Annotated in this window: 22 protein-coding genes; 16 read left to right on the top strand and 6 right to left on the bottom strand. The window is 69.5% G+C overall.

Annotated features, from left to right (window positions below):
• Positions 1-108: 108 nt before the first annotated feature.
• The 4 genes from clpS to hemF are packed head-to-tail and all read left to right on the top strand — an operon-like array spanning position 109 to position 3,175.
• Positions 109-429: an ATP-dependent Clp protease adapter ClpS gene (clpS, locus tag ACN5KJ_RS13580; RefSeq protein WP_023851182.1), complete on the top strand. Its 321-nt coding sequence runs from the start codon at positions 109-111 to the stop codon at positions 427-429.
• A 22-nt stretch (positions 430-451) separates the two neighbouring features.
• Positions 452-1,435: a class I SAM-dependent methyltransferase gene (locus tag ACN5KJ_RS13585; RefSeq protein ID WP_418594600.1), complete on the top strand. Its 984-nt coding sequence runs from the start codon at positions 452-454 to the stop codon at positions 1,433-1,435.
• Between the two features lie 28 nt (positions 1,436-1,463).
• Positions 1,464-2,270, top strand: a complete 807-nt coding sequence (locus tag ACN5KJ_RS13590; protein WP_206563120.1) for an SDR family oxidoreductase — start codon at positions 1,464-1,466, stop codon at positions 2,268-2,270.
• Positions 2,271-2,296: 26 nt separating this feature from the next.
• The gene (gene hemF / locus ACN5KJ_RS13595) at positions 2,297-3,175 is read left to right on the top strand and encodes an oxygen-dependent coproporphyrinogen oxidase (protein WP_418594663.1); all 879 of its coding nucleotides are present in this window, start codon (positions 2,297-2,299) and stop codon (positions 3,173-3,175) included.
• Positions 3,176-3,399: 224 nt separating this feature from the next.
• On the opposite strand, the gene ACN5KJ_RS13600 is transcribed toward hemF, so the two are convergent.
• Both ACN5KJ_RS13600 and ACN5KJ_RS13605 read right to left on the bottom strand, forming a co-directional pair.
• Positions 3,400-3,945: a pseudouridine synthase gene (locus tag ACN5KJ_RS13600; RefSeq protein ID WP_418594602.1), complete on the bottom strand. Its 546-nt coding sequence runs from the start codon at positions 3,943-3,945 to the stop codon at positions 3,400-3,402.
• The gene (locus ACN5KJ_RS13605; protein WP_418594604.1) at positions 3,942-4,391 is read right to left on the bottom strand and encodes a nucleoside deaminase; all 450 of its coding nucleotides are present in this window, start codon (positions 4,389-4,391) and stop codon (positions 3,942-3,944) included. Before ACN5KJ_RS13605 ends, ACN5KJ_RS13600 begins: the two co-directional genes overlap by 4 nt.
• 405 nt (positions 4,392-4,796) lie before the next feature.
• On the opposite strand from ACN5KJ_RS13605, the gene ACN5KJ_RS13610 reads away from it, so the two are divergent.
• The 7 genes from ACN5KJ_RS13610 to ACN5KJ_RS13640 all read left to right on the top strand — a co-directional run bounded on the left by ACN5KJ_RS13610 (position 4,797) and on the right by ACN5KJ_RS13640 (position 11,630).
• Positions 4,797-5,642, top strand: coding sequence for a pseudouridine synthase (locus ACN5KJ_RS13610; RefSeq protein ID WP_418594606.1), 846 nt, complete (start codon positions 4,797-4,799; stop codon positions 5,640-5,642).
• 93 nt (positions 5,643-5,735) lie between these two features.
• Positions 5,736-5,936 carry a hypothetical protein gene (locus tag ACN5KJ_RS13615; protein WP_347166564.1) on the top strand — a complete coding sequence of 67 codons (201 nt, stop codon included), beginning with the start codon at positions 5,736-5,738 and terminating at the stop codon, positions 5,934-5,936.
• On the top strand, positions 5,933-6,778 hold the full coding sequence (locus tag ACN5KJ_RS13620; protein WP_418594608.1) for a hypothetical protein: 846 nt from the start codon (positions 5,933-5,935) through the stop codon (positions 6,776-6,778). Before ACN5KJ_RS13615 ends, ACN5KJ_RS13620 begins: the two co-directional genes overlap by 4 nt.
• Before the next feature lie 178 nt (positions 6,779-6,956).
• The gene (locus tag ACN5KJ_RS13625; RefSeq protein WP_418594609.1) at positions 6,957-7,853 is read left to right on the top strand and encodes a 5-bromo-4-chloroindolyl phosphate hydrolysis family protein; all 897 of its coding nucleotides are present in this window, start codon (positions 6,957-6,959) and stop codon (positions 7,851-7,853) included.
• 27 nt (positions 7,854-7,880) lie between these two features.
• On the top strand, positions 7,881-9,077 hold the full coding sequence (locus ACN5KJ_RS13630) for a toxic anion resistance protein (protein ID WP_418594611.1): 1,197 nt from the start codon (positions 7,881-7,883) through the stop codon (positions 9,075-9,077).
• A 2-nt stretch (positions 9,078-9,079) separates the two neighbouring features.
• A complete protein-coding gene (locus ACN5KJ_RS13635) occupies positions 9,080-10,081 on the top strand; it encodes a DUF2927 domain-containing protein (RefSeq protein WP_418594612.1) in 1,002 nt (333 codons plus the stop codon).
• 418 nt (positions 10,082-10,499) lie between these two features.
• Positions 10,500-11,630, top strand: a complete 1,131-nt coding sequence (locus tag ACN5KJ_RS13640) for an SPFH domain-containing protein (protein WP_418594613.1) — start codon at positions 10,500-10,502, stop codon at positions 11,628-11,630.
• 252 nt (positions 11,631-11,882) lie between these two features.
• On the opposite strand, the gene ACN5KJ_RS13645 is transcribed toward ACN5KJ_RS13640, so the two are convergent.
• The gene (locus tag ACN5KJ_RS13645; RefSeq protein ID WP_418594614.1) at positions 11,883-12,413 is read right to left on the bottom strand and encodes a hypothetical protein; all 531 of its coding nucleotides are present in this window, start codon (positions 12,411-12,413) and stop codon (positions 11,883-11,885) included.
• 141 nt (positions 12,414-12,554) lie between these two features.
• Here ACN5KJ_RS13645 and ACN5KJ_RS13650 point away from each other — a divergent pair, with 141 nt between their 5' ends.
• From ACN5KJ_RS13650 to dtd, 3 genes are read left to right on the top strand one after another with little or no spacing between them, the layout of a single operon-like run.
• A complete protein-coding gene (locus ACN5KJ_RS13650; RefSeq protein WP_418594615.1) occupies positions 12,555-13,676 on the top strand; it encodes a TFIIB-type zinc finger domain-containing protein in 1,122 nt (373 codons plus the stop codon).
• Between the two features lie 58 nt (positions 13,677-13,734).
• Entirely contained in the window at positions 13,735-14,634 is a 900-nt protein-coding gene (locus ACN5KJ_RS13655) for a carbohydrate kinase family protein (RefSeq protein WP_418594616.1), read from the top strand.
• Positions 14,631-15,074, top strand: a complete 444-nt coding sequence (gene dtd, locus ACN5KJ_RS13660; protein WP_347167997.1) for a D-aminoacyl-tRNA deacylase — start codon at positions 14,631-14,633, stop codon at positions 15,072-15,074. Before ACN5KJ_RS13655 ends, dtd begins: the two co-directional genes overlap by 4 nt.
• A gap of 407 nt (positions 15,075-15,481) precedes the next feature.
• Here dtd and ACN5KJ_RS13665 read toward each other — a convergent pair whose 3' ends face one another.
• Both ACN5KJ_RS13665 and ACN5KJ_RS13670 read right to left on the bottom strand, forming a co-directional pair.
• Positions 15,482-16,522, bottom strand: coding sequence for an MBL fold metallo-hydrolase (locus ACN5KJ_RS13665; protein ID WP_418594664.1), 1,041 nt, complete (start codon positions 16,520-16,522; stop codon positions 15,482-15,484).
• Complete coding sequence (locus tag ACN5KJ_RS13670) at positions 16,522-18,222, bottom strand: acyl-CoA dehydrogenase (RefSeq protein ID WP_418594618.1); 1,701 nt, start codon at positions 18,220-18,222, stop codon at positions 16,522-16,524. The genes ACN5KJ_RS13665 and ACN5KJ_RS13670 overlap by 1 nt, the downstream gene beginning before the upstream one ends.
• Before the next feature lie 109 nt (positions 18,223-18,331).
• On the opposite strand from ACN5KJ_RS13670, the gene ACN5KJ_RS13675 reads away from it, so the two are divergent.
• Positions 18,332-19,279: an L-threonylcarbamoyladenylate synthase gene (locus ACN5KJ_RS13675; protein ID WP_418594620.1), complete on the top strand. Its 948-nt coding sequence runs from the start codon at positions 18,332-18,334 to the stop codon at positions 19,277-19,279.
• A gap of 120 nt (positions 19,280-19,399) precedes the next feature.
• Here ACN5KJ_RS13675 and ACN5KJ_RS13680 read toward each other — a convergent pair whose 3' ends face one another.
• On the bottom strand, positions 19,400-19,972 hold the full coding sequence (locus tag ACN5KJ_RS13680) for a YqgE/AlgH family protein (protein ID WP_418594621.1): 573 nt from the start codon (positions 19,970-19,972) through the stop codon (positions 19,400-19,402).
• Between the two features lie 168 nt (positions 19,973-20,140).
• On the opposite strand from ACN5KJ_RS13680, the gene ACN5KJ_RS13685 reads away from it, so the two are divergent.
• Complete coding sequence (locus ACN5KJ_RS13685; RefSeq protein ID WP_418594623.1) at positions 20,141-20,950, top strand: protein-disulfide reductase DsbD domain-containing protein; 810 nt, start codon at positions 20,141-20,143, stop codon at positions 20,948-20,950.
• The last annotated feature ends 52 nt before the right edge of the window (positions 20,951-21,002 follow it).

Consider the following 21,002-nt stretch of genomic DNA (forward strand, 5'->3'; position numbering starts at 1 on the left):
CCGGGGCGCATAGGCTATATACTGAGGCCAATTCCGGAAACGCAAAGTGCCAATATCCCCATGACCGATCCACAGACGCCCCGGACCCTATCGTTGACCGTCAGCGCGATGCCGCCCCGCGGCAGCGATGACGACGGGGATGCCTCGATTGCCGTCAAGACCCGCACAAGGACCCAGCGCCCGCCGCTGTACAAGGTGCTGCTGCTGAACGACGACTATACGCCGATGGAATTCGTGGTCCACGTGCTGGAGCGTTTCTTCGGCATGACCCATGCGCAGGCCTTCGAGATCATGCTGACCGTCCACAAGAAGGGCGTCGCTGTGGTCGGCGTCTTCAGCCACGAAATCGCGGAAACCAAGGTGGGGCAGGTGATGGACTTCGCCCGCCGCCACCAGCACCCGCTGCAATGCACGATGGAAAAGGAATAGGCCCCCGCGCCTGCCCTCGGCCATGAGCAGTTCACGCCTCTCCTACGCCGTCGCCTCCGGCGGCCTTGTCCTGCCCGACAGCGGCCCGGTCGTTCTGTACGGTGCGCCCGGCGACGCCGACCTGCCGGTCGCGGCAGAGCGCGCCCGGGTGGTGCAGGGCTTCCGCCCAGACGTCGAGGCATGGGAGGCCCGGGGGCTGCCGGCCTCTCCTGCCCTGCCCGACAAGGCCGCCGCCGTCATCGTGACCCTGCCCCGCGCCCGCGATCTGGCAGAGGACCGCATCGCCCGCGCAGCCGCCCTTGCCACCGACCTCGTGGTGGTCGACGGGGCAAAGACCGACGGCATAGAGGCCATCGCGAAGGCCCTGCGCAGCCGGGTGGAAGTGCTGGGTCAGGTCTCCAAGGCCCATGGCAAATGCCTGTGGTTCCGCGCCCCCGGCGCCGCGCAGGCGCTGTCCGGCTGGCGGCGCCCCGACAGGCTCGACACCCCGGACGGCATCACCGCGCCCGGCGTCTTTTCCGCCGACGGGGCCGACCCGGCCTCTGTCGCCCTGGCCGCGGTGCTGCCTGCCACGCTGAAGGGCCGCATCGCGGATCTTGGCGCGGGCTGGGGCTGGCTCTCGCGCGAGATCCTGACCCGGTCCGGCGTCACATCGCTGGACCTTGTCGAGGCCGACCACAGCGCCCTGACCTGCGCCCGGGCCAATGTCACCGACCGGCGCGCGGCCTTCCACTGGGCCGATGCCACTCGCTGGGCGCCCGCCGCACCGCTGGATGCGGTGATCATGAACCCGCCCTTCCACAGCGGGCGCCGCGCCGACCCGGCCCTCGGCCGCGCCTTCATCGAGGCCGCCGCCCGCGTTCTTGCCCCGCATGGGCAGCTTTGGCTTGTGGCCAACCGCCACCTGCCATACGAGACCGCGCTGGACACGCTGTTCCGTGACACGACCGAGATCGGCGGCGACACCCGCTTCAAGATCCTGCACGCAGCGCGCAAGCGGCGCTGACCCACCCTAGCGGCGAAAGGCCCCTCGCATGAGCTTCTCCATCGCAGGCAAAACCGCCATCATCACCGGCGCGGCCAATGGCGTCGGCCTCGCCATCGCGCGGCACTTCGCGAACAAGGGCGCCAACGTCATGCTGGCGGACATCGACGAAGAGCGCCTGTCGCAGGAATGCGACAATGCGGACGAAGACAGCCAGATCCGCTATTACGCCGGCGACCTGCGCGAAAAGCTGACCATGGCGAACCTGCTGTCGGCGACGCTGGACGCCTTTGACCGGGTCGACATTCTGGTCAACGGCTCGCGGCAGATGCTGCCCTCGGACCCGCTGGACTGCAGCGACGACACGGTGATGCAGCTGCTGAACCAGAACCTGATGACCGCCTACCGCATGTCGCAGCTGGTGGCCCGGCGGATGATCAAGCAGGCCGAGAAACAGGACGGCGACGACGGTCAGCTCGGCGCCATCGTCAACCTGTCGTCCATCGCCGCGCGGCGCACGCACCCCGACCTGCTGGGCTACTCGGTCAGCTGCGCGGCGCTGGACCAGATGACACGCTCCATGGCCGTGGCGCTGGCGCCGGAACGCATCCGGGTGAACGCCGTGGCCTTCGGCTCGGTCATGTCGGCCAGCCTCAAGGATTCCCTGAAGACCCACAAGACCTACCGCTCGGACATCGAGGACCACACGCCGCTGGGCCGCATCGCCGCACCGCGAGAGCTGGCCGAGGCGGTGCAGTTCCTGTCCTGCGACGGGGCGGGCTTCGTCACCGGGCAGATTATCACCGTGGACGGCGGGCGCACCCTGCTCGACCCGGTCGCCGCCCCCGCGCATTGAAGAAGGAGGCGCCCGTGACCGCACCCATGGCAGAGGAAAAGGCCCGCGCAAGCGCGTGGTTCAGCACCCTGCGCGACCAGATCGTCGCCGCCTTCGAGGGGCTGGAGGACAGCCATCACAGGGGCCCGCTCCGCGACCTCGCCCCCGGGCGCTTCGACGTCAGCGAAACCACCCGCCACGCCGACGACGGCGCGGACGCGGGCGGCGGGCTGATGAGCGTCATGCGCGACGGACGGGTCTTCGAGAAGGTCGGCGTGAACGTCTCGACGGTCTACGGCACGCTGGGCGCGGCGGCGCAGCAGGCCATGGCGGCGCGCGGCGTGCCGGGCATCGCCGAGGACCCGCGCTTCTGGGCCTCGGGCATCAGCCTCGTCGCCCATATGCAGAACCCGCATTGCCCCGCCGTCCACATGAACACGCGGATGTTCTGGACCCCGGGGGCCTGGTGGTTCGGCGGCGGATCCGACCTCAACCCCTGCCTCGAATACGCCGAGGACACCGCGCATTTCCACGCCACGCAAGAGGCGCATCTGGCGCCCCACGGCGCCGACCTCTACCCGCGCCTCAAGGAATGGGCGGACGAATACTTCTACATCCCGCACCGCAAGCGCGCCCGGGGCGTCGGCGGCATCTTCATGGACGACCGCAATTCCGGCGACTGGGAGGCCGACTTCGCCCTGACGCAGGACATCGGCCGCGCCTTCCTGCCCGCCTTCCTGCCGCTGATCGAGAAACGCCGCCCCCTGCCCTTCGGCAAGCCCGAACGCGAGGCCCAGCTGGTGCACCGCGGCCTCTACGCGGAATACAACCTCGTCTACGACCGCGGCACGAAATTCGGCCTCGCCACCGGCCATGACGCCAACGCCGTCCTCATGAGCCTGCCGCCTCTGGCAAAATGGGTCTGACCCCCAGGCCAGGCGCCTGGGCCCCGCCTCTTCTGTCCGCAAGTATCCCGGGGGAGCCCCAGGCGGGGGCAGAGCCCCCCTCTTCGCGGCCCAGCCGCGCCCGGCCCGCCCGCTGCGCGCCACTGCCCTGCGCCTGAAACATCCAACCGCGCGGCTGGCTTCACGGACAGCGGCCCCGCTCCCCGGTCTTGCCGGTCACCGCGACAGTCGCAGGCCCCGGCGCCTCAGGCGTCCCGCCATGTCCCCGGCGCCAGCCCCTCCAGCGTCCAGTCGCCGACCGACCAACGCACCAGCCGCAGGCAGGGCAGGCCGACATGGGCCGTCATCCGCCGCACCTGCCGGTTCCTGCCCTCGCGGATCGTCAGCGACAGCCAGGAATCCGGCACCGTCTTGCGGAAGCGCACCGGCGGATCGCGCTGCCACAGGCCGGGCGGGTCGATCTGCTCGCATGTCGCGGGCAGGGTCTTGCCGTCCTTCAGCACCACCCCCGCCCGCAGCTCCGCCAGCTGGCGGTCGTCCGGGATGCCCTCGACCTGCACGAGGTAGGTCTTGGGCTGCTTGAATTTCGGCGCCGCGATGCGCGCCTGAAGCCGCCCGTTGTCGGTCAGCACAAGCAGCCCTTCGGAATCGCGGTCCAGCCGCCCGGCCGGGTAGACGCCCGGCACATCGACAAATCCCGACAGGGTCGGGCGCGGGCTGCCTTCGGTGCCCTTGTCGGTGAACTGCGACAGCACGCCGAAGGGCTTGTTGAACAGGATCACCCGTGTCATCGCCGCGCCTCGAAGAAAGCCTTCAGCAGCCGCGCGGCCTCTTCCGCGCCGATGCCGTCGTAGACCTCGGGGCGGTGATGGGCCTGCGGATGGCTGAAGACCCGCGGCCCCTGCGCGACGCCGCCGGACTTGGGATCGGCGGCGCCGTAGTACAGCCGCCGGATGCGCGCGAAGGAAATCGCGGCGGCGCACATCGGGCAGGGCTCCAGCGTGACGTAAAGGTCATGGTCGGGCAGCCGTTCCGCCCCCGCCACCCGGCAGGCTTCGCGGATGGCGAGGATCTCGGCATGGGCGGTGGGGTCGTTGGTCTCGCGCGTGCGGTTGCCCGCCTGCGCGATCACCGCCCCGGAGGCAGAGACCACGACGGCACCCACCGGCACCTCGCCGCGGGCGGCGGCGGCCCGGGCCTCGGCAAGGGCGGTCTGCATGTGGCTGCGAAAGGTCATGGGCGCTCCGGTCTCGCGTCGCGCCCTGATAGCGGATCCTCCCCGGAACCGGAACAGGCAAGACCGCCGCCCGCCGGGGCCGCTCGGAGAATCCGCAGGCCGGGGCGGCACAATCGCCGCGCCAGCCCGGCGCGCAGGCATGGGCCTGCCCCGGTCCTGTGTCGGCTTGCCGGGTTTCCTGCGCCCCGCCGAAGATCGCGGCCATGCGGTGACATCGATGCCCCAGAGCTGCCCTCTTTGCAATTTCGCGGGGTGAAGGCCGGGTTCTTTCGCGCAATCTGCACCGTCTCACCGGAATCGCGAAGGCGGTCGGGCGGGGCAGCGCCGCAAATACCGTGACGCCTGCGCGCGCCGGGTCGCGTTGCCCTGTTCCCACGCCCCGCGCAATCGGCTATGGCCGGGGCCATGAGCACCAAACCCACCCCCGAGGGCGACCGCATCGCCAAGGTCATCGCCCGCGCCGGACTTGCCAGCCGCCGCGAGGCAGAGCGCATGATCGAAGAGGGCCGCGTCGCCGTCAACGGGGCGGTCATCGACCGCGCCGCCCTCAACGTGACCGATCGCGACCGGATCGAGGTGGACGGCAAGCCGCTCGACGCGCCCGAAGCCGCGCGGATCTGGCTGTATCACAAGCCCGCGGGCCTAGTGACGACCACGAAGGACGAGCAGGGCCGCCCGACGATCTTCGACGCCCTGCCGGACGACCTGCCCCGGGTCATGAGCGTGGGCCGGCTGGACCTCAACTCGGAAGGGCTGTTGCTGCTGACCAACGACGGTGCCGTGAAGCGCAAGCTGGAGCTGCCCTCGACCGGCTGGCTGCGGCGTTACCGGGTGCGCGTCAATGGCCGCCCCACGGACGCCATGCTGACCCCGCTGCGCGAGGGCCTGACCATCGACGGCCAGACCTTCCAGCCGATGACCGTAGCCATCGACCGCCAGCAAGGCGCCAACGCCTGGCTGACGGTCAGCCTGCGCGAGGGCAAGAACCGCGAGGTCCGGCGGGCGATGGCCGACATCGGGCTGACCGTGAACCGCCTGATTCGCCTGTCCTACGGGCCGTTCCAGCTGGGCCAGATGAAGCCCGGCGAGGTGCAGGAGGTGCGTGGCCGGATCGTGCGCGACCAGCTGGGCCTGCCCTCGCCCGCGCAGGAGCCCCCGGCACGCCCCGGACCTTCGGGCAAGGCAGGCAAGGGCAAGGCGGGCAAACCCGGCCCCGCCAAGCCCCGGAACGTGACGCGCAAGCGGCGCTGAGGGGCCCCGCGCCTTTTACCCAGCGTTAAGCCTTCCCGAAAATTCCCGCTGCTTGCCGCGATTTCGCCCCGTTCCGGCGGAATCCTCGCAGGCATGATGATCACGCTCATTGCCTTTTCCATCCTGGCCGGCTCCGCCCTTGTCGCGGTGGGCAGCCTGCGCATGGTCACCCGGGACACGCTGTCGGTGGTGACCGGCTGCACCACCCGCGCCCGCGCCTCGGGAACGCTTCACAGGCGGCTGGCCTTCGTCGCCCTCTGGTTCCTGATCTTCGGCCTCAGCTACACGGTATGACGACGATGACCCGCCCGGACCACAACCTTCCCAGCGGCTTCTCCGACCTCCGGCCCCTCGATTCCGGCCTGAGCATCCTGTTTCTGGCCGCCCTGCCGTTGCTGCTGTGGGTCTTCCAGGGGTCGTTTACCGGGATCGCCACCGGCCTTGCGATGATCTGGCTGCTGTCGGTGGCCCTGCGGCTGATCGCGGCCGGGCAACGCATCCACCGCGATTACGACCTTGCCCGCGATGCCCGCAGCCCCCGCCTGCCGCGCAAGATCCTCGGCTCTGCCCTGCTGGGCCTCGTGGCCTTTGTCCTTGCCGGGCACCGATTCGACGCCCTGCTTCTGCCGATTGCCTGCGGGGTTCTGGCGACCGCCCTCAGCCTGACCGCCTTCGGCACGGACCCGCTGATCGACAAGGCCAGTCCCGGTGCCGAACCCTCGCGGGACGACACCGAGACACGTCAGGCGCAGACCCTCGACGACCGCCTGCTCGCCGTCTCGGACCTGCTTGACCCGCTGGCCGACGCCGAGCTGCTGCGCCGCGCAGAGGCCCTGCGCCTGTCCGTGGCCCGGCAGCTGGCCGCCCCATTCGGGCAGGAGCACCGCTTCGACCGGGTTCTGGCGCTTTCCGACCGGATCGCCGTGCTGCTCGAGACCGAGACCCCGCGCCTGCTGACCGCGCAGGGTGGCCCCGGCTACAGCTTTGCCCGCCGCCGTTTCCTCGCGAAGGTCGAGACGCTCTCCGAAACCTTCGACAGCCGCGCCCTGAAGCTGGCCGGCCCCTCCCGCACCGATGCCTTCGACGAAGAAGCCCGGCGCCTGCTGGACCGGATGCCCCGCGAATCCGCCGCCTGAGCGAAAGCCCGCCTGCTTCCCCCTAGCAAGCGCAGCATTTTGCCCTTAAGTTCCAACCGGAAGGGTAAAGGGACAGGGGTCCGTCATGTCCGCAAACGCCTTGCAGAAGGTCTGTTACGTCCTCTTGATCGTGCTTCTGTTCGGAGTGGCGACCGGCTGGCTCGGGGGGCTCTGAGCCATGGCGCAGCGCTTTGGCGGCAAGTACAGCCCCGACGGATCATCCGACCCGCAGACGCCCGACCGCACCCCCGCCTACAAGGGCGCGCAGGTGACGCCGGTGGGCGCCCGCTCGAACGTCATGTTCATCCCCGGCATCGTGCTGGCCGCGCTGTCGCTGGGCGGCGGTGCCCTTGGGCTGGCCATGGGACTGGCCGGGGCCGGGATGCTCATCCTCGGGGCCTGGCTGCTGCGCGACGGGCTGAAGGCGCAGGCCGCCTATGACGCCCGCAAGATCGCCCGCCGCCCCGCCATCCCGCGCAAGCTCTTCGCCGCCGTGGCCTGTGGCATCGGCACCGCGATCGCCGCCTGGACCTCGGAGCCCGGCCTTCTGGCGCCGCTGATCTTCGGCACCGCCGCCGGGGTTCTGCACATCGGCGCCTTTGGCATCGATCCCATGAAGAACAAGGGCATGGAGGGTGTCGACACCTTCCAGCAGGACCGCGTCGCCCGCGTCGTGGACGAGGCCGAGAAATACCTCGCCGCGATGAAGGACGCCGTGCGCCGCGCCGACGACCGGCAGGTCGAGGCCCGGGTCGAACGCTTCACCGTCAAGGTGCGCGAGATGATCCGCACGGTCGAGGAAGACCCCCGCGACCTGACCGCCGCCAAGAAGTTCCTCGGCGTCTACCTGATGGGCGCCCGCGACGCGGCGGTGAAGTTCTCGGACATCAACGCCCGCAAACCCGCCCGGGCCGCCAAGAGCGACTTCATGATGCTGCTCACCGATCTCGAAGAGACCTTCGACAAGAAGATCGACAAGCTGCTTCTGGACAACAACGCCGACCTTTCCGTGGAAATCGAGGTCCTGCGCGACCGCTTGCGGCGCGAAGGCGTGCATCTCGACACCACGGGTTAAGACTTTCCAAAAAGGGATACCGAAACCATGTCTGAACAGACCCGCCAGGAAGCCGAGAAGACCGTTGCCTTGGTCGACGAGGTCAACGCCGTTGTCCTGCCCGACCCGCAAGAGGCCAGTGCCGTGGTGCCGCTGAAGCAGGCCGACCCGGCGCTGTCCGAGGAAATCCGCACCCGGATGGAAGAGCTGGACATGTCCGACACGAATTCCATCGTGTCCTTCGGCTCTGCCGCGCAGGCGGAATTGCAGACGATTTCCCAGGCGATGCTGACGGATGTGCGCAACAAGGACGTGGGCCCGGCGGGCGATTCCCTGCGCAACATCGTCACCACGATCCGCGGCTTTTCGGTGTCCGAGCTGGACGTGCGCCGCGAACGCTCGTGGTGGGAAAAGCTCTTGGGCCGCGCCGCGCCCTTCGCCAAGTTCACCGCGCGTTTCGAGGATGTGCAGGGCCAGATCGACCGGATCACCGACGATCTTCTGAAGCACGAGCACACGCTGCTGAAGGACATCAAGTCGCTCGATATGCTCTATGAAAAGACGCTGCAGTTCTACGACGAGCTGGCGCTTTACATCTCGGCGGGCGAGGAAAAGCTCGAAGAGCTGGACACCGTGACGATCCCCGCCAAAGAGGCCGAGGTCGGCGCCGCCCCCGAGGGCGATCAGGTGATGAAGGCGCAGGAGCTGCGCGACCTGCGCGCCGCCCGCGACGATCTGGAACGCCGCGTGCACGACCTGAAGCTGACGCGGCAGGTGACGATGCAATCCCTGCCCTCCATCCGGCTGGTGCAGGAAAACGACAAGAGCCTGGTGACCAAGATCAACTCGACGCTTGTGAACACCGTGCCCCTATGGGAAACGCAGCTTGCGCAGGCGGTGACGATTCAGCGGTCCAGGGCGGCGGCGGCGGCGGTGCGCGACGCCAACGACCTGACCAACGAATTGTTGACGTCGAACGCGGCGAATTTGCGGGAAAGCAACAAGGTGATCCGCGAAGAGATGGAGCGGGGCGTGTTCGACATCGAGGCCGTCAAGCAGGCCAACGCCGACCTGATCGGCACGATTCAGGAAAGCCTCCAGATCGCGGACGAAGGCAAGGCGCGGCGCGCCAGGGCCGAAGAGGAACTGAAGAAGATGGAAACGGAACTGCGCGACACCCTGGCCTCTGCGAAGGCCCGCCGCGACGGCACCGGCGAGAACGCCGGCGGCTCGGTTCCGGCCTGATCATGGCAAAGCCGGGCCTGTGGACAGCCGCCACGGCGGCGCTGGTCGGACTCGTTGGCCTTGCGGCCTGCGACAGCAATGCGCTTGCCCCGCGGGCCTCTGCGGTCAAACCCGCTGCCCGGCCCGACTCTGTCGGGCCGAAGCCCGAGACGGTGACCCCTGCGGCGATGCCCGCCCCCACGCCCAGGCCCCCCTCCGAGAACAGCCTCGCCCTGCAACGCTACTACGGCAAGGTGCAGCGCGACCTGCTGGCGCGCGGGCTTCTGCGCACCGACGGCGGCGGCGAGGACACCCCCCTCACCGACACCATGCTGGTGCGCAATTTCGTCAAGATCGCCCTCGAAGAGGAATACGTGCGCGGCGAAGGGCTGCGCCCCTCCGCGGGCGGCGCCAGCGCGATCAAGAAATGGACCCAGCCGGTGCGCATGGCGGTCGAGTTCGGCCCCAATGTGCCGCGCGACCAGATCGACTGGGACCGCGCGCAGGTCAAATCCTACGCCGCGCGCCTGGCGCGGGTTTCCGGCCATCCGATCCAGATGGTCGAGAGCGGCGCGAACTTCCACGTGCTGTTCATGAGCGAGGACGACACCGACCTCATCGCGCCGCGCATCCGCCAGCTGGTGCCCGACGTGAACCCCGCGTCCCTGCGTCTGTTCAACTCCCTGCCGCGCAGCATCCACTGCCTTGTCGTGGCCTTCTCTGACACGCCCGGAGGCTACAACTACGGCACCGCCATCGCGGTGATCCGCTCGGAACACCCCGATCTCCTGCGCCAGTCCTGCATCCACGAAGAGGTGGCGCAGGGCATGGGGCTGGGCAACGACGATCCGCGCGCCCGCCCCTCGATCTTCAACGACGACGACGAATTCGCCCTGCTGACGCGCCAGGACGAGATGCTGCTGAAGATCCTCTACGACCCGGCCCTGACCCCCGGCATGACCGCCCGCGAGGCCCTGCCCGTGGTCCAGAAGCGCGCTGGCGAAATGCTCGGCGGGCCGTCCTGACAACCGGACATCCTTGGGCCCAGGAAGACGGACCCCGGATCGCGCCCCTGCCCGATCGCCTCAAGCCCCGCCGCACCGCGCCGGAGGGGACCGGGCGACCCGCACAACAGGCCGCATAGCACGCCCCGCTCTTCTTCTGTCTGAAAATATCCCGGTGGGGTCCGGGGAGGCAGAGCCTCCCCGGCCGGGCGCCTGCCCCAGGCAGGCGAAACCCGACCGCCACTGCCCCCGCCCCCCTCCGCCCGGCGATGCATGCCGCCCCCTTTTCCCCCTGCCACCGGGGCGATTGCACCCTTGGCCTGCGCGAGCATCGTTGTTACCTCTTTTGGCAATCAGCCTGCCGGATACCCCGGACCACGCGGGCCGCCGCAAGGCCCCGCGCGTCCGGACCGGCAGGCATCCGGCCAAGGAGGGCGCCATGGGCATTTGGGATTTTCTCAGCGGACAATTCATCGACGTCATCCACTGGACCGACGACACCCGCGACACGCTGGTCTACAGGTTCGAGCGTGAGGGCCACGAGATCAAATACGGGGCCAAGCTGACGGTCCGCGAGGGGCAGGCCGCCGTCTTCGTTCACGAGGGCCAGCTGGCGGATGTCTTCACCCCCGGTCTCTACATGCTCGAGACCAACAACATGCCGATCATGACCTCGCTGCAGCACTGGGACCACGCCTTCCAGTCGCCCTTCAAATCCGAGATCTACTTCGTCAACACCAACCGCTTCACCAATCTGAAGTGGGGCACCAAGAACCCGATCATGCTGCGCGACCCGGAATTCGGGCCGACCCGCATCCGCGCCTTCGGCACCTATTCGATCAAGGTGGTGGACCCGGCGCTCTTCATGTCGGAAATCGTCGGCACCGACGGCGAGTTCACCATGGACGAGATCTCTTTCCAGATCCGCAACATCATCGTGCAGGAGTTCTCCAAGGACATCGCCAGGTCGGGCATCCCGGTTCTGGACATGGCCGCCAATACCGGCGAGGTCGGCGCGCTGATCGCCAAGGCCATCGACCCGGTGATCGCACAATATGGCCTGTCCCTGCCCGAGCTTTACATCGAGAACATCTCGCTGCCGCCGGCGGTGGAAAAGGCGCTGGACGCGCGCACCTCGCGCGGGCTGGCGGGCAACCTCGACGATCACATGAAGTGGAAGGCCGCCGAGGCCATGGGTCAGGGCGGCGCGATGGACCAGTCCATGGGCATGGGCTTCGGCGCCGGGATGGGCATGCAGATGGCCAATGCCATGGGCCAGCAGGGTCCCTGGGGGGCCGCGCCTGCGCAGCCGCAACCCGCCCCCGCCGCCGCGCCCATGGCCTCGCCGCCGCCGCCGCCGGTGGAACATGTCTGGCACATCGCCAAGGACGGCCAGACCTCCGGCCCCTTCAGCCGCGCCGACCTTGGCAAGATGGTCGCGACACAGGAGCTGACCCGCGAGACCCACGTCTGGACACAGGGTCAGGACGGCTGGAAGAAGGCGGGCGCGGTGGTCGAACTGGCGCAGCTTTTCACCGTCATGCCGCCGCCCCCGCCGCCGGGCGTCTGACCCGCGCCCCTATCCGGCGATCGACCCCATTGAGCGCCTTCGGCGCGCATTCACTCCCGGGGGCTGCGCCCCCGGACCCCCGTTTCGGGGCTCTGCCCCGAGCCCCGGGATATTTTCCGGACAGAAGAAGGGGGGCCGGGCGCACTCATGGCCGGGCGGGCGCGGCAGCTGAGGGTCTGTGCGCTTGGCGGTGCGGTCGTTTTGCCACCGGTTTTGCCGCAATCCACTCCGTCGGGTCGCGGACGGACCGGGTCAGTCTGCCAGCAGGCTGAGCAGGTCCGGGCCGCGGCAGGCATCGCGCGGGAAGTCGAACCCCGGGGCGGGAGAGACCGGGAAGGGCCGGTAGGGGTCGACCTGGCTTTCGACGATCAGCGCGCCGTCCAGGCAGATGTCCTGCGCCGCGTTGCCGATGTTGAAGCCGAAGCCGCCTGCGCCGCAGTCGGTGCCGAAGCCGTCCATGTTCCAGGCCTGCGGCATGTCGACGCCTTCGCCCTCGACCACGAAGGCCGGGCGGGCGGGATCGAAGGTCAGCCTCCACGAGGTGTCCTCTGTCAGGTCGCCCAGGGCCCAGCGGCCGATGGGGTCGCCGTCCTTCAGCCCCTCGATGACAAAGCAGGTCAGTTCATCCTCGCGCAGGATCTCGCCGGTGCCGAAAAACGCGTCGTAGGACAGGGCGCCGCGCAGCGCGTAGCCGCCTGCGCCCTGCCAGTGGAAGCTGTAGCTCAGTTCGGAGGCCTGCACCGGGGCGGCGAGGCAGAGGGCGAGGATGGTGGCGCGGATCATGCGGGCGCTCCTGTTGCTGCGCTGCGGAAGATAGCGGCGCGGGCGCGGGTCTCAAGTGGGGAAAACCCGCCGGACCGCCTGCCTTGACCCCGGATGGCGCAGCGGGAACACTCGCGCCGAAGCGACCCGAGGGAGAACCGCATGACCACTCTGCCCCCGCCCCCGGCGGCCACGGACCCCAGGGAAGAGCACCGCTTTCCCTGCGACAACTGCGGGTCCGACCTGCGCTTCGACCCGGATGTGGGCAAGCTGGTCTGCGACCACTGCGGCAATACCGAGGAGATGGTGCAGGCCGGTCCCTGGGACGGTGGGGTCAGGGAGCTGGATTTCCGCGCGGCGATCGACAACCTGCTGCCCCTGCAGGAGATGGAAGAGACCCGCGTCGCGCAATGCCCCAATTGCGGCGCGCAGGTGGAGTTCGACCCCGACGTCCATGCCTCGGAATGCCCCTTCTGCGCCACGCCCGTGGTCACCGACACCGGCACACACCGCCATATCAAGCCGCGCGGCCTTCTGCCCTTCGCCATGGACGAGGCGCAGGCGCGCGCCGCCATGGTCGACTGGCTGGGCAAGCTCTGGTTCGCGCCGAACGGGTTGCAGGACTATGCCCGCAAGGGGCGCAAGCTGACCGGGATCTACGTGCCCTACTGGACCTTCGACGCCGATACGACCTCGGATTATCGCGGCGAGCGCGGCACCATCTACTACGAGACCCGCACCGTGATGCGCGACGGAAAACCCACGCAGCAGCAGGTGCAGAAGATCCGCTGGCGCGGGGTCTCGGGGCGGGTGACGCGCTTCTTCGACGATGTGCTGGTGCTGGCCTCGAAGGCGCTGCCCAAGCGCTATACCGACGCGCTGGAGCCCTGGGACCTGTCGGCGATGGAGCCCTACCGCCCCGAGTTCCTGGCCGGGTTCCGGGCCGAGGGCTATCAGGTCGATCTGGACGAGGGCTTTCAGGAGGCGCGGGTCAAGATGGACCGCGTCATCCAGCGCGACGTGAAGTTCGACATCGGCGGCGACCGCCAGCGCATCCACCACGTCGAGACCGAGTTGCGCGACGTGACCTTCAAGCATGTGCTGCTGCCGGTCTGGATGGCCGCCTACAAGTATCGCGACAAGAGCTATCGTTTCGTCGTCAACGGGCGCACGGGCCGCGTGCAGGGGGAACGCCCGTGGTCGGCGGCGAAGATCGCCATTGCCGTGGTGCTGGGCCTGATCCTGGCGGGCGGGCTTGGCTACCTGATCGCGCAGAACCAGTGAGGATTGCCTTTGCCTGGCAGCTAGCGCAAACACGGGGCCACCAGAGGGAGGTCCGGCCATGATCCTGTGTTGCGGCGAAGCGCTGATCGACATGTTGCCGCGCGAGAGCGCCGGTGGAGAGCCGGCCTTTGCGCCCTACGCGGGGGGCGCGGTCTTCAACACCGCCATCGCGCTGGGGCGGCTGGGGGCGCCCTCGGGCTATTTCGGCGGGCTGTCCTCGGACCTCTTCGGGCGGATGCTGGTCGCCGAGCTGGAGGCCTCCGGCGTCGACCACCACTTCTGCCCGCGCTCGGCGCGACCCACGACGCTGGCCTTCGTGACGCTGACGGGCGGCCATGCGCAATATGCCTTTTACGACGAGAACACGGCGGGGCGGATGCTGACCGAGGCAGAGCTGCCGCTGCAGGCCCCGGGCATCGATGCGCTGTTCTTCGGGGGCATTTCCCTGGTGTCCGAGCCGCAGGCCGAAAGCTACGCGGCCTTCTGCGCGCAGGCCGGGGATCGCCCGGTGATGATCGACCCGAACATCCGCCCCGGCTTCATCACCGACGAGGCGCGCTATCGCGCCCGGCTGGAAGCCATGCTGGGACGGGCCGATATCGTCAAGGTCTCCGACGAGGACATGGACTGGCTGGGCACCGCGCCCGAGGCGCTGCTGACCGGCGGCGCGGCGCTGGTGGCGGTGACGCGTGGCGCCGAGGGCGTGGACCTTGTCACGCGCGCCGGCACGCGGCGGGTCGCGGCACGCCGGGTGACGGTGGTCGATACGGTCGGCGCGGGCGATACCTTCAACGCCGGTCTTCTGGCAGGGCTGCACAAGGCAGGGCTGTTGTCGCGGCAGGCTCTGGCTTCGGCACCGCTGGATGCGCTGGAGGCGGCGGCAGAGCTGGGCGTCGCCGCGGCGGCGGTGACGGTTGGCCGCGCGGGCGCCAATCCCCCCTGGGCCGACGAGCTGTGAGGGCGCTGATCCAGCGCGTCACGCAGGCGCGGGTCGCGGTCGAGGGCGCGGTCATCGGAGAGATCGGGCCGGGGCTGCTGATCCTGATTTGCGCCATGCAGGGCGATACCGAGGCCGAGGCCGAGCGGCTGGCCAGCAAGATTTCCAAGCTGCGGATCTTCCGCGACGAGGAGGGGCGGATGAACCGTTCGGTGCTCGATGTCGGCGGAGCCGCGCTGGTGGTGAGCCAGTTCACCTTGGCGGCGGATACCGCGCGCGGGAACCGGCCCGGGTTTTCCACCGCCGCGCCCCCGGCAGAGGGCGAGCGGCTGTACGAATACTTTGCCGCGCAGATGCAGGCGCAGGGGCTGGCCGTCGCAACCGGGCGGTTCGGCGCGGACATGGCGGTGTCGCTGGTCAATGACGGGCCGGTGACGATCTGGATGGACACTGCCGATTAAGCGCAGGCGCTGCGGCGGCGGCTGCCTGGCTCCGGGATATTTGAACCAAGAAGAAGCGCGGGGGCTGCGCCCCGGGGGCAACGCGGGGTGCCTTGCTGCGACGCCGCCCTGCCGCGGGCGGAATGGTCGTGGCGGCGGCGCGCAGAGGTATTTGGACCAAGAAGAAACACAAGGGGCCGCGCCCCGGGGGCGGCGTGGGGTGCCTTGCTGTGACGCCACCCTGCCGCGGGCGGCGTGGTCGTGGCGGCGGGGGCCCAGCGGTGTTTGGGCCAGGAAGAGGCACAGGGGGCTGCGTGGGGGGCAGGCCGTGGTGTGACCGCGCCCTGTTTCCGGCCGGGTGGTGGCAGAGAGGGTGCGCCGGGGTATTGGGGCCCCGGGCGCCGCGCGGGGGCCCGGGGGGCTGGGCCCTAGCGGGCGCGGAAGAGCCAGGCGCCGTCGGCGCGTCTTTCGCGGCTGGCGCGGCCCTGGTGCCAGAGGTGCAGGCAATGCGCCATGGCCTCGACCAGCGCGAGGCCGTATTCGCCCGCGCCGATCTTGCGCTTGAAGAGCGGCGGGAAGCAGTCTCCGGCGGTTCTGGGCGTGTCGAGGAAGCCATGCAGGCGGTCGAGCGCGCCGTGGTGGTTGTCGATCAGCTGCGCCATGCGGGCGGGCAGGCCGGTGAAGGGCAGCTTGTGGCCGCCCAGCACGAGGTGATCGGGACGGGCCAGTGTGGCGAGCCTTTCACAGGCCTCCAGCCAGTCGCCCACCGGGTCGGCCTCTGGCTCGGTGGCGTAGACGCCCAGGTTCGAGCTGATCGAGGCGATGATCTGGTCGCCGGAGAGCACGAGATTGTCGTCTTGGGACCAAAGCGTCGCATGGTCCGGCGCGTGGCCGTTGCCGATATGGACCTCCCAGGAGCGGCCCGCCGCGCGGATCCTGTCGCCCTGACGGATGCGGGTGAAACCCAGCGGCATCGGCGCCACGCAATCGGCAAAGTTGAAGGGGCGCTCTGCCAGCCGCTGCTCGAGGATCTCGGGCGCCATGCCCGCCGCCTTCCAGTAGGCCACCGTTTCGGGCGCGGGCCGGTCCTGCACGTCCAGCGTCAGCATCCGCGCAAAGAGCCAGGCGGTGCGGGTGGTGACCAGTTCGGCGCCGTGGTCGGTCTGGAACCAGCCGGCAAGGCCGATGTGGTCGGGGTGGTGATGCGTGGCGATGACGCGGCGCACCGGTTTGCCCTTCAGCGGGCCGGCGAGGGCCTGCTGCCAGATCGCGCGGCTCTTGCGGGTGTCAAAGCCGGTGTCGACCAGCGTCCAGCCGTCGCCGTCGTCCAGCGCGTAGACATTGACATGGTCCAGCTTCATCGGCAGCGGCTGGCGCAGCCAGAGCACGCCCTCGGCCACTTCGACGGCCTCGCCCGGCGCCGGAGGCGCATCGAAGGGATAGGCGATGGGAGAGCGGCCGCCGTCCATCACGCCGCCAGGTCGTCGGCCGTGATCTGCATGACCGCGTCCGAACCGGCCCGGGCCTGGACCAGCAGGCCCGTGTGTTCCGGCAGCAGGCGTTCGATGTAGAAGCGGGCCAGCCGCGCGGCACCGCCCTCGGGCTGGGCCATGGCGGCGCGCAGGTGGAAATAGCCGCCCAGCACCCGGGCGAAACCGCGCAGGTAGGGCACCGCCCCGGCGAAGCGGTCCGCGACCTCGGTCGCCACCAGCGCCTCTGTGGTCTCGCGCAGCGATTCGGCGGCCTCCCAGACCCGGGTGGCAAGCTCGGGCATCTGGCCGCGCGCGGTTTCGGCGAAGCCCTCGATCTCGTCGAGCAGGCGGTAGGCCGCCTCGCCGCCGTCCATCATCTTGCGGCCCACGAGGTCCATGGCCTGAATGCCGTTGGTGCCCTCGTAGATCGCCGTCACCCGGACGTCGCGCAGGAACTGCGCCGCGCCGGTTTCCTCGATGTAGCCCATGCCGCCGTGCACCTGCACGCCCATGTCCGCCACCGCGATGCCGGTGTCGGTGCCGAAGGCCTTGGTGATCGGGGTCAAGAGCGCCGCGCGGGCCTGCCAGTCGGCCTCGCCGGTGGCGCGGCCCATGTCGATGGCCACCGCCTGCGCCAGCGCGATGGCGCGTGCGGCGAAGGTATCGGCGCGCATGGTGGCCAGCATCCGGCGCACGTCGGCGTGGCCGATGATGGTGCCCTCGGGCGTGCGGCCCTGCCTGCGCTCCTGCGCATAGGCCAGCGCCGCCTGCGTCGCGGCCTCTGCGATGGCCACGCCCTGCACGCCCACGCCGAGGCGGGCGTTGTTCATCATGGTGAACATGGCGCGCATGCCCCCGCCCTCTTTGCCGACCAGCCAGCCCCTGGCGCCGTCATATTGCATCACGCAGGTCGGAGAGCCGTGCATCCCCAGCTTGTGTTCGAGGCTGACCACCTTGAGGTCGTTCGCCACGCCCGGGTTGCCGTCCGCGTCGGGGATGTTGCGCGGCACGAGGAAGAGCGAGATGCCCTTGGTCCCCGGCACCGCGTCGGGCAGCCGCGCCAGCACCAGATGGCAGACGTTTTCCGTAAAGTCGTTGTCGCCCCAGGTGATGTAGATCTTCTGCCCGGTGATGGCATAGGTGCCATCCTCCAGCGGTTCGGCCCGGGTCGACAGCGCGCCCACGTCCGACCCGGCCTGCGGCTCTGTCAGGTTCATGGTGCCCTGCCATTCGCCGGTCACCAGCTTGGGCAGGTACAGCGCCTTGAGCTCGTCACTGGCGTGGTGCTCCAGCGCCTCGATCTGGCCCTGGGTCATCAGCGGGTTCAGTTGCAGCGCCAGGCAGGCAGAGCCCATCATGTCGTTCACGCAGGTGGTGACCGCCATGGGCAGACCCATGCCGCCGCTTTCGGGTGCGGCGGAGATTGCCACCCAGCCGCCCTCGGCAATCGCCTTGTAGCCCTCGGCAAAGCCCCTGGGCGTGCGCATGCGTCCGTTTTCCAGCCGCGCCGGGTCCAGATCGCCATTGCGGTTCAGCGGCGCCAGCACCTCTTCGCACATCTTCCCGGCCTCGGTCAGGACGGCCTCGACCGTCTCCATCCCGGCCTCGGCGTAGAGATCGGTACCGGAGACCTGCTCGTATCCCACCACATCCGTCAGGATCCGGCGGAAATCCTCCAAAGGCGCGCGATAGGGCATGGGGCCTCCCTTGTTCTTGGCAATGCACTGTGTCTCTTGTAGCAAACCTTTACGAAAGGGTAAGCGCTTGCCGCAACCTGCCCAGCGAAACGCCGCGTCACGAGGGGACATGGTCGAGATCACCACCGAACATCTGAGCGCCAGCGCGCGGGACCTGTCGCGCGCCGCCGACCTGCTGGCACGGGGCGGGCTTGTCGCCTTTCCCACGGAAACCGTCTACGGGCTGGGCGCCGATGCGGGCAACGACCGCGCCGTCGCCCGGATCTTCGAGGCCAAGAGCCGGCCCAGCTTCAACCCGCTGATCGTGCATCTGGCCGATCTGGAAGAGGTCAAGGCGCTGGTGAAGTGGAACCACCTTGCCGAGCGCGTGGCAGAGGCCTTCTGGCCCGGCCCCCTGACGCTGGTGCTGCCGCTGCGGGACGGCGCGCCGGTGTCGAAACTGGTGACGGCGGGGCTGGACACGCTGGCGGTGCGGATGCCCGCGGCCCCCGTCGCACAGGCGCTGCTGCGCGAGATCGGCGGGCCGGTGGCGGCGCCCTCGGCGAACCTGTCGGGACAGATCAGCCCGACGCGCGCCCGCCATGTGCTGGAAGGGCTGACCGGCCGGATCGAGGCGGTGGTGGATGGCGGCCCCTGTGCGGTCGGGCTGGAATCGACGATCCTCGGGCTGGCCGGGCCGCCGACGCTGCTGCGTCCCGGCGGCGTGCCGATGGACGATCTGGCCGAGGTGCTGAACACCCGCGTCGCCACCCGGCGCGAGACCGACCACATCAGCGCCCCCGGGCAGACGCGCTCGCATTACGCGCCGCGTGCGCGGGTGCGGCTGAACGCGGTGGATTTCGAGGAGGGCGAGGCGCGGCTGGGTTTCGGGGACACCGACTGCGACCTGAACCTGTCCGAAACCGAGGACCTGACAGAGGCGGCGGCCAACCTGTTCGAATACCTGCACCGGCTGGACGCGCAGGGCGCACGGGTGATCGCCGTGGCGCCGATCCCGCATCTGGGGCTTGGCGTGGCGATCAATGACCGCCTGAGCCGGGCGGCGGCGGACCGCTAGGGCACCGGCAGCCGCTGCGCCCGTCGAGAGGGCCGGAACGAGGGGCGCTGCCCCTCGCGCTCCCCGAGGGTATTTGATCCAAGAAGAAGATGGGCGGTCCGGGCGGGGCGCCGTCGCCGGTCAGGCGCGGCCGCCCTCGGAGGACAGCGCCACCGGCGCCACGCCGATGGACTGCAGCGCGGCGGTCCACTTGTCCATGTCGCCCGCGTCGAAGACCAGCCCCGTCGAGGCCTCGCAGACCAGCCAGCCGTTCTCGGCGATCTCGCGCTCCAGCTGGCCCGGGCCCCAGCCCGCGTAGCCCAGCAGCATCAGCCATTTGTCCGGGCCGTCGCCGCGGCCCAGATCCTCGAGCACATCGAGCGTGGCGGTCATGTGGATGTCGTCGCGGACCTCCAGCGTCGTCACCACCGATTCGTAATCCGGCGTGTGCAGCACGAAGCCGCGCCCCATCTCGACCGGGCCGCCGAAATGCACCTGCCGCCCGGCAAGGTCGGCATCGACGGCGATATCCAGCTGCTCCAGCAGGGCCTTCATCTCGATGTCGGTATTGGGCTTGTTCACGATCAGCCCCATCGCGCCCTCGTCAGAGTGGTCGCAGAGAAACACCACGCTCTGTTCGAAACGCGGGTCTCCCATGCCCGGCATGGCGATCAGCATATGCCCGGTCAGGTTGGTCGGCGCCGTTGTCTTCATGGCTGCGCTGCCCCGCGCCTCTTGCAGTCTTGTCATGCTTCAAACATGGCGACCCGCGCGCAGACTGACAAGGGTGGCCGTGTCCGTCATGCCACCGCCCTGCCCGGACACGGCAGCATCGCCAAAGCGTGACTTTTCATTTCAGCCCCGACTCGCCATCTGAAAGGGATGACACGCCTTCTGACCCTTTTCGCAATGCTGCTGAGCCTTGCGGCCATGACCGCCCCGGCGCGGGCCGAAAGTTATGACAACGTCGTGCAGGCCGAGCTGCGCCCCGGCTGGCGCCTGCCGAACGGCGATCACATGGCCGCCCTGCACCTGCGCCTTGCGCCCGGCTGGAAGACCTACTGGCGCAGCCCCGGAGAAGCGGGCATTCCACCGGAATTCCAATGGCGCGGCACCCGCAACACGCGGGCCATCACGCCGCAATGGCCGGCGCCGGTGGTCTTCTGGCAATCCGGCATGCGCTCGATCGGCTACAAGGGAGAGCTGGTGCTGCCCCTGCGCGTCTCGCTGAAGGACGCGCGCGGCGACGCGCGGCTGAGCGGCGTGGTCGATATCGGCATCTGCAAGGATGTCTGCATGCCGCACCGGGTCCGCGTATCCGTCGACCTGCCCGCCAAGGCGACCCGGCCAGACCCGGTGATCGCCGCCGCCCTTGCCAACCTGCCCTTCCCGGGCGCCGAGGCCGGGGTGCGCGGCGTCTCCTGCCGGATTGCCCCGGCGAAGAAGGGCGTGGGTCTGGAGGTCGCCATCGATATGCCGCGCGGCACCGGGCGCGAGGAAACGGTGATCGAAACGCCGGACCCGGCGCTTTGGGTCGCCGACCCGGATACCGGCTGGAGCGGCGGGCGCCTTGTGGCCCGGACCACCGTGCGGCACGCCTCTGGCGGGGCCATCGCGCTGGACCGCTCGGCGCTGCGCATCACCGTTCTGGGCGGCAGCATGCCGGTGGAGATCAAGGGCTGCACCGGCTGATCACCCGGCCTTCGCGGCGCGGGCCGGGGCGCTGAAGGCCCGGCTTGCGATC

The organism is Ponticoccus sp. (in: a-proteobacteria), assembly GCF_048381735.1.